Consider the following 6,642-nt stretch of genomic DNA (forward strand, 5'->3'; position numbering starts at 1 on the left):
ATACCCCAGCGCACCGCGCAGGGGGATGACAGCCCGTCAGCGGGTGCCGTCCAGGGATTCGGTGCGGATCTCGCCCTCGGAGACCGGCTGGAAGCCTTGCTGCGCCGGCGGTGTGGCAGCGGGCTGCATCGGCACCGTGCTGGCGGCGTTGGCCGGTGGCGGCGGTGCGGGCGATGCCGAAACCTGCGTAGCGGCCGCTGCGTGTGGCGGCGGCGGCACGGTGTCGTCGCCGTCGCTGTTGCGATTGGCGCGTGCGGTGTAGGTGACCTCTTCCAGACGGTCGCGGAAGGCGACCACGTCGGTGGACGGGCGCTCGTTGGTGCGGCCTTCGAAGATCATGCGCGGGGTGGCACCGCCGCCGTAGGCGTTGAGGTCGGCGGCATCGTCGATCTGCAGCACCGCGCCATCCAGTGCCACACCGGCGAACAGCCCGCGCGCGCGCGACCACGACCAGATCTCGGCCTTGAGCTGGCCGTCGGTGGCGGCGGCGGCATTGCGGCCCACCGGGCCTGCGGCCACGCCGGCATCGGCGCCCAGGGTGAACTTGCCGTTGACGATATTGTCCAGACTGCGGTCGTTGCGGAACACCAGCACCACGTCGGAGGACTGCACGCCGGCCTGGAAGCCGATGCTGGCGCCGGTGAGCTTGACGAACACCGGCTGCGACCAGCTGCCGTCGGCGTTCTTCATCGACATCAGGCCATGACCGCGGCGACCACCGATGACCAGGCCGGCCTTGAGCGTGTCGGGGATGACCACGATGGCGCGTGCCTCGTCGAGCAGCTTGTCCGGGATGGCCTGCTCGGGAATCTTCATGATCTCGTTGAGCACCCGCACCGCGTTGCGCGCACGCTGGTCTTCTTCCGGGCCGGCAACGGCATGGCCGGCGGCAAGGGTCAGCGACAACAATAGCGCCAGGCGCGACAAACGAGGCATGACAAGCTCCAAGGGGCGGTCCGTCAAAGATAGCAATGGGGCGACGTTAGTGGTGAGGCAATGAATCGGTGGTGAGCGCAACCGGCGCCCAAGCGCGCGCCGATCACACCGATCGGTGCGCTGGTGTCGGCAGGGATGCCCGGCTCTGCCAGAATGGCCGGCATGAACACCTCCCCCGAATCCGCCCTGCTGGTCGTCAACCTTGGCACGCCGCAAGCGCCTACCGCGCCGGCCGTGCGCCGCTACCTGGCCGAGTTCCTCAGCGACCGTCGCGTGGTCGCGATTCCGCCGCTGTTCTGGAAGCCCCTGCTGTACGGGGTGATCCTGCCGATCCGCGGTCCCAAGTCGGCCGAGAAATACGCCAAGGTGTGGCTGCCCGACGGCTCGCCGCTGGCGGTCTACACGCGGCGCCTGGCAGAAGGCCTGAAAGAAGTGATGCCCGGCTGGCAGGTGGAATGGGCCATGCGCTACGGCGAGCCGGCGCTGCGCAAGACGCTCGATGGCCTGCGCGCACGCGGTATCCAACGCATCGTGGTACTGCCGCTGTACCCGCAGTATTCGACCACCACCACCGCCTCGATCCAGGACGTGGTGGACGCCTGGCGCCGCAGCGCGCCGGAGATCGCGGTAGAGGTAATCCGGGAGTACTGCGAAGACGCCGGCTGGGTGACGGCGATCGCCGACTCCATCCGCGCGCACTGGCAGGTGCACGGGCGCAGCGAGAAGTTGATGTTTTCCTTCCACGGCCTGCCGCAACGCGTGGCCAATGCGGGCGACCCGTACCCGCAGCAGTGCGAGCGCAGTGCGCAGGCGATCGTCTCCGCGCTGGGCCTGGGGCCGGACGAGTGGCAGATGGGCTACCAATCGCGCTTCGGCTCCGAGCGCTGGCTGCAGCCGTACGCAGAACCCACGCTCTGGAAACTGGCCGAGGGCGGCGTGCGCAGCTTCGACCTGGTGTGCCCGGGCTTTGCCACCGATTGCCTGGAAACCCTTGAGGAAGTGGCGCTGGGCTTTGCCGAAACCCTGGCCGAGCGCGGCGCCACGCTCCGCTACATCCCCTGCCTCAACGCCACCCCGGCACATGCGCAGGCATTGGCCGCATTGGCGCGTCGCGCGTGAGGCTGGAACCGTTCGACTGTGAAGTGACCATTGGCCGTGTCACCGGGTTGCGCAATACCGAGCGGGGACCGCGCCGGGTACTGGCATTGCATGGCTGGCTCGACAATGCGGCCAGCTTCGTGCCGTTGAGTGCGCACCTGCCGGCGCCGGACCTGGATCTGGTGCTGCTGGACCTGCCCGGCCACGGCCACAGCGCGTGGCTGCCGGTGGGCGCCGAATACACCCTCAGCAGCGCCATTCACACGCTGCTGCAGGTCGCCGATGCGTTGGGCTGGGAGCGTTTCACCCTGCTCGGCCATTCGCTGGGCGGCGGGGTGGCCAGCCTGATGGCCGCCGCCGCGCCCGAACGCATCGAGGCGCTGGTGGTCATCGAGGCACTGGGCGCGCTGGCCGAGCCGGTGGAAAGCACCGCCGAACGGCTGCGCGATTCGGTGCGCTCGACCCGTACCCTGTCGCAGCGGCCGTTGCGGGTGTTTGGTTCGATGGAAGCGCCGATCCGCGCACGCATGATGGCCAATCAGCTCACCGAGCCGGCAGCACGGCTGCTGGTGGAGCGCGGCCTGCGCGTGGTCGAGGGCGGCTACAGCTGGTGCACCGATCCACGCCTGACCCTGCCCACCGCCATCCGCATGACCGAAGCGCAGATCGACGCGCTGCTGGCCTCCATCGTGTGCCCGACCCAGGCGATCTTCGCCACACCGGCGCAGCCGTATTTTTCCGATGAACTGCGCGATCACCGGGTGGCGATGGTGGCCGATGCGCGCCTGGCGCTGCTGCCGGGCACGCACCATGTGCAGATGGAAACCCCGCAGCCGGTGGCAGCGGTCATCACTGGATTTCTGGGGTCATTGCCCGCGCCGCACGTGTGAAAAACGCCGGCTCGCGTGCGCGGTGATGCCGTCAAGCGGTGGCGCAAGTCGCCTGGACTAACTGGGTTGCAGCAAGCGCCGCAACTGCGCCTTGAGCTGGCGGCCGTGTTCGTGGAAGTAGCTGCGTTCGTCGCGCCATGTGGGAAAACGCCGTTCCACCTCGGCCCAGAACGCCGGTGAGTGGTTGGCCTGCAGCAGATGGCAGAGTTCGTGCACCAGCACGTATTCGAATGCCGACGAGCGGCCGAGCACCAGCGCCAGATCCAGCGCCATCGAGCCGTCCGGTGCCAGCGAGCCCCACTGCGAGGACATCACCTTCAGCCGCAGACGCGCCGGTGGACGCGGCAGCCCCGGTAGATAGCTGGGTAGCCAGCGGCCGACATCGGCGCGCGCCTGCGCTTCGTAGAATTCCTTCAGGGTGCGGCGCAGGCCCGCTTCGCCCAGCCGCGCTGGCAGATGGAAGTGCGCGCCGTTGTCATCGAGTTCGATGCGTGCGTAGCGGCCCTCGTGCCAGCACAGGGGCAGCAGCGCGCCGCGCAGGGGCAGTAGCCCGGGCACGCCACGTTGCAGCGCCGGAAACGCATCGGCCTGCTGGTAACGCGACAGCTGCGTGCCCAGCCAATCCAGATGCGCGTGCACGAAGCGCTCGCCGGCCACCAGGCTTGCCCGCAGCGGCAAGGTGAGCCGCGCGCCCCGCTCGTCCACGCTGAGCTTGATCCGCCGCGCACGCGGATCGCGCACGCGCAACACCTCGATCGCCTGACCATCCAGCTGCACGTGCAGGCAATCGCGTTCGACGACGTGCGGGGCGGGCGCGATCAGGCGGCGGACGGGCTTGAACATGCGCACAGGATAGCCCCGCACTGGGTCAGGTGGTGAGCGCTTGCAGGCCAGATCCTGGCACGGCATGCGATGCGGCCACCGGACTGCGGGGCACGGGGGGCGGCGCGGTGCGCAGGCCAGGTGGCACTCCGGTGCGATGCGGCCGGGCGCGTGTCCGCCACGCCCGGCCGCACGCCGCATCACTCGGCCTTGCTGAGCTTCAGCGCGGTTTCCAGCAACAGGAACAGCCGGCGGATTTCGGCGCTCATCAGCGCAAAGCGCGCATCCAGTTCGGCGCGTGCGCCGTCGTCCTCGCTGTGTTCGAGCTGGTCCAGCGCGCCGTCGAGGAACTTGAGCTTGCGGATCACCAGATCGTCGCCGAGTACGAACGACAGGTTGTCGTCCAGCACCAGAGCCAGTTTGGTGACCTGCTTGCCGGCTTCCAGGTGCTTGTCGATCTCGTCGCCGCGCAGTTCCTGGTGCTGGCACTTGACCACCGCGCCGCCTTCGATGGGGTCCTTCATCTCGCATTCTTCGCCCAGGCTCAGGCCTTCGGGCAGCGGCTCGCCGGCGATCCAGCCGGTGAGGATGGCGCGCGGTGCGACTTCGGCATTGAGCGGCAGCGCCGGGAAGCTGCCGAGCGCGCCGCGGATCTCGCTCATCACGTTCTCGCCGCTCTTGCGGCTGGAGGTGTTGACCGCGATGTAGCCGTGCTGCAGGTCCAGGATGGCGTCGGTGCGCGAGCTCTTGACGAAGGCGCGCGGCAGCAATTCGTGGATCAGGTCGTCCTTCAAACGCTTGCGCGCCTTGCCGCCTGGGCGGCGGCCTTCCTTTTCCTCGATCTCGGCGACCTTGCGCTCGAGCAGGTCGTTGACCACCGCGCCGGGCAGGATCTTGTCTTCGCCGCCAATGGTGAGCCAGAGAAACTCTTCCAGACGGTGCGAGAGCACTTCCTGCTCGTCGCGGCCGAAGGGCGAGATAAACCCGCGCGAACTCATTTCCAGCGGGCCGACCGGCTTGAGCTGCACTTGCGGCAGCAGCGTTTCGATCTGCGTGAAATCCAGCGTGGTGGGAAAGCGGAACAGCGTGAGATTGCGAAAGAACATGCGTAAGACCGAAGAAGAACAACGTGGAGGTGGAAGACCGACGGCGACCTGGCGGGCGCGTCAGTCGCTGGCGTGTGTGCTGTCGCCGGCGGCGTGCCAGGCGGTGGGATCGGGCGCGCTGGCGTCGGAGGGGCGGCCCAGCGCCAGGAAATCGAACAGGCTGCGGTCGGCCAGTTGCTCGGGCCGTACATCGCCCAGCGCGCGCGCAATCTGTTCCACCCGCCCCGGATGGTCGCGGTCCCATTGCTGCAGCATGCGGCCCACCTGCTGGCGCTGCAGGTTCTGCTGGCTGCCGCACAGGTTGCACGGAATGATCGGGAACTGCCGCAGCTGTGCGTAGGCGGCGATATCGGCTTCGCGCACATAGGCCAGCGGGCGGATCACCACATGCGCCCCGTCGTCGCTGCGCAGCTTGGGCGCCATCGCGGCCAGGCGCGCGTGGTGAAACAGGTTCATGAAGAACGTGGCGACGATGTCGTCGCGGTGATGGCCAAGCGCGATCTTGGTCACCCCATGCGCCTGCGCGTAGGCGTACAAGGCCCCGCGCCGCAGCCGCGAGCACAGCGAACACAGGGTCTTGCCGGCCGGGATCACCCGGCTGACCACCGAATAGGTGTCCTGTTCGACGATGTCGAACGGCACGCCCTGCTCGCGCAGATAGCGGGGCAGCACCTCGGCGGGGAACTCCGGCTGCTTCTGGTCCAGGTTCACCGCCACCAGCGTGAACGGCACCGGCGCCTTGCGCTGCAACTGCAGCAGCATGTCCAGCAAGGTGTAGCTGTCCTTGCCACCGGATAGGCACACCATCACCTTGTCGCCGGCCTCGATCATGCCGAAGTCGGCGATCGCCTGGCCCACCTGGCGCTGCAGCCGTTTGCCCAGGCGCAGCTGATCGGACGGCAACCGCAGGCGCGCAGTGCGCGGCGCGGGGTCGGCCAGGGGTTGCGGCAGCGGCAGGACAGCGGTCATGAGCCGCCCATTGTAGCTGCCGGGGGGATTGGGATTGGGATTGGGGCGTGAGGCCAGAGGTGGCTGCCCCCATCCGCCCTTCGGGCACCTTCCCCCGTGAACGGGGGAAGGGAGAGAGCCCTCGTCCAAGGGGGAGCACTTCCCACCCAGCCCTTTCGCGGCAATCCCTCTCCGGATGCTCCCCTCTCCCGCCTGCGGGAGAGGGTGCCCGAAGGGCGGGTGAGGGCCGTACGCCCCAACCTACCAACCGCCAGCCATCACCACACCTTGGCACTACGCAACAGCTTGCATCTCGCAGCGCAGCAAGCCTTTCGGCGGCCGGCTGGGTAAAGTCGGCAAGACCAATTCACCTGGGATGGGCATGACACTTCCAGCTTCGCTACCCGGCGCGGCTTTTTTCGGTCGCGGTTGTGGTAGCGCTAACATTTTTTGCTCCACTCCTCCCGGCACGCCCTTCCCCTTTTTGCAGGAGTTCACCCCATGAGCAACACCGTCTACATCGGCGCGAAGGAATACTTTCCCGGCATCGGCAAGATCGGCTTCGAAGGCCGCGACTCCGACAACCCGCTCGCCTTCAAGGTCTACGACGCCAACAAAAAGATCGGCGACAAGACCATGGCCGAGCATCTGCGCTTTGCCGTGGCCTACTGGCATAGCTTCTGCGGCAACGGCGCCGATCCGTTCGGCCCGGGCACGCGCGCGTATCCGTGGGATGTAGGCAACACCGCGCTCAATCGTGCCGAAGCCAAGTCCGACGCCGCCTTCGAATTCTTCACCAAGCTCGGCGTGCCGTACTACTGTTTCCACGATATCGATCTGGC

Annotated in this window: 6 protein-coding genes and 1 pseudogene; 3 read left to right on the forward strand and 4 right to left on the reverse strand. The window is 67.8% G+C overall.

Annotated features, from left to right (window positions below; all coding sequences use genetic code 11):
• Positions 1-36 precede the first annotated feature (36 nt).
• On the reverse strand, positions 37-936 hold the full coding sequence (locus tag XcuCFBP2542_RS16185; RefSeq protein ID WP_167526984.1) for a lipid-binding SYLF domain-containing protein: 900 nt from the start codon (positions 934-936) through the stop codon (positions 37-39).
• Between the two features lie 153 nt (positions 937-1,089).
• Here XcuCFBP2542_RS16185 and hemH point away from each other — a divergent pair, with 153 nt between their 5' ends.
• Positions 1,090-2,055, forward strand: a complete 966-nt coding sequence (gene hemH / locus XcuCFBP2542_RS16190) for a ferrochelatase (RefSeq protein WP_104604924.1) — start codon at positions 1,090-1,092, stop codon at positions 2,053-2,055.
• Between the two features lie 2 nt (positions 2,056-2,057).
• The gene (locus tag XcuCFBP2542_RS16195) at positions 2,058-2,924 is read left to right on the forward strand and encodes an alpha/beta fold hydrolase (RefSeq protein ID WP_170067015.1); all 867 of its coding nucleotides are present in this window, start codon (positions 2,058-2,060) and stop codon (positions 2,922-2,924) included.
• A gap of 57 nt (positions 2,925-2,981) precedes the next feature.
• On the opposite strand, the gene XcuCFBP2542_RS16200 is transcribed toward XcuCFBP2542_RS16195, so the two are convergent.
• The 3 genes from XcuCFBP2542_RS16200 to ttcA all read right to left on the reverse strand — a co-directional run bounded on the left by XcuCFBP2542_RS16200 (position 2,982) and on the right by ttcA (position 5,821).
• Positions 2,982-3,767: a YgjP family zinc-dependent metalloprotease gene (locus XcuCFBP2542_RS16200; protein ID WP_170067014.1), complete on the reverse strand. Its 786-nt coding sequence runs from the start codon at positions 3,765-3,767 to the stop codon at positions 2,982-2,984.
• A 179-nt stretch (positions 3,768-3,946) separates the two neighbouring features.
• The gene (locus XcuCFBP2542_RS16205) at positions 3,947-4,852 is read right to left on the reverse strand and encodes a recombination-associated protein RdgC (protein ID WP_104604933.1); all 906 of its coding nucleotides are present in this window, start codon (positions 4,850-4,852) and stop codon (positions 3,947-3,949) included.
• Positions 4,853-4,912: 60 nt separating this feature from the next.
• Positions 4,913-5,821: a tRNA 2-thiocytidine(32) synthetase TtcA gene (gene ttcA, locus XcuCFBP2542_RS16210; RefSeq protein WP_104604935.1), complete on the reverse strand. Its 909-nt coding sequence runs from the start codon at positions 5,819-5,821 to the stop codon at positions 4,913-4,915.
• A 480-nt stretch (positions 5,822-6,301) separates the two neighbouring features.
• Here ttcA and XcuCFBP2542_RS16215 point away from each other — a divergent pair.
• Positions 6,302-6,642, forward strand: a pseudogene (locus XcuCFBP2542_RS16215) (xylose isomerase); the annotation flags it as partial.

It is taken from the genome of Xanthomonas cucurbitae, from assembly GCF_002939885.1.
GTDB classification, from domain to species: domain Bacteria; phylum Pseudomonadota; class Gammaproteobacteria; order Xanthomonadales; family Xanthomonadaceae; genus Xanthomonas; species Xanthomonas cucurbitae.

Excerpts from the sequence above, each read along its gene's own strand:
- XcuCFBP2542_RS16185 (WP_167526984.1), bottom strand. The coding sequence starts at position 936 with ATGCCTCGTTTGTCGCGCCTGGCGCTATTGTTGTCGCTGACCCTTGCC.
- hemH (WP_104604924.1), top strand. The coding sequence starts at position 1,090 with ATGGCCGGCATGAACACCTCCCCCGAATCCGCCCTGCTGGTCGTCAAC.
- XcuCFBP2542_RS16200 (WP_170067014.1), bottom strand. The coding sequence starts at position 3,767 with ATGTTCAAGCCCGTCCGCCGCCTGATCGCGCCCGCCCCGCACGTCGTC.
- XcuCFBP2542_RS16205 (WP_104604933.1), bottom strand. The coding sequence starts at position 4,852 with ATGTTCTTTCGCAATCTCACGCTGTTCCGCTTTCCCACCACGCTGGAT.
- ttcA (WP_104604935.1), bottom strand. The coding sequence starts at position 5,821 with ATGACCGCTGTCCTGCCGCTGCCGCAACCCCTGGCCGACCCCGCGCCG.